The organism is Microbacterium sp. B19 (genome assembly GCF_000333395.1).
Taxonomy (GTDB): domain Bacteria; phylum Actinomycetota; class Actinomycetes; order Actinomycetales; family Microbacteriaceae; genus Microbacterium.
In genome coordinates this window covers 1-440 of sequence record NZ_BADA01000419.1, presented here as the reverse complement: position 1 = coordinate 440, position 440 = coordinate 1, and the positions used below count along the sequence as shown (strand labels likewise).

General features: G+C 60.7%; 1 protein-coding gene. It reads right to left on the bottom strand.

The features are described 5' to 3' along the window. The coding region (locus I5G_RS14820; RefSeq protein WP_022879752.1) for a DctP family TRAP transporter solute-binding subunit at positions 1-440 on the bottom strand (440 nt) is incomplete at both ends.

Below are 440 nucleotides of genomic sequence, written 5' to 3'. Positions count from 1 at the left end.
TTCTGGGTATAGAGGTTCGAGGGCGGGTTCTCGGTGCCATCGACCACGCCCGTCTGCAGCGCCTGGTACACCTCGGAGAAGGCCAGCACCTGCGGATTGGCGCCCAGTGCGCGCATTTGCGCGTCAAGCACCTTGGAAGACTGGATACGCATCTTCAGACCACGGAAATCACTCGGATGACGCAGCGGCTTGTTGGCCGACATCACCTTGAAACCGTTATCCCAATAGGCCAGGCCGGTGATGCCCTTGGGCTCCAGCTTCTTGAACAGTTCACGCCCGATCGGGCCTTCGGTCACGCGGTACAGCACTTCCTTGCTGGGGAAGATGTAGGGCAGGTCGAAGACCTCGAATTCCTTCACGCCCAGCGGGCCGAACTTGGCCAGAGAAGGCGCCAGCATCTGCACCGCGCCCAGTTGCAGGGCTTCCAGTTCTTCCTTGTC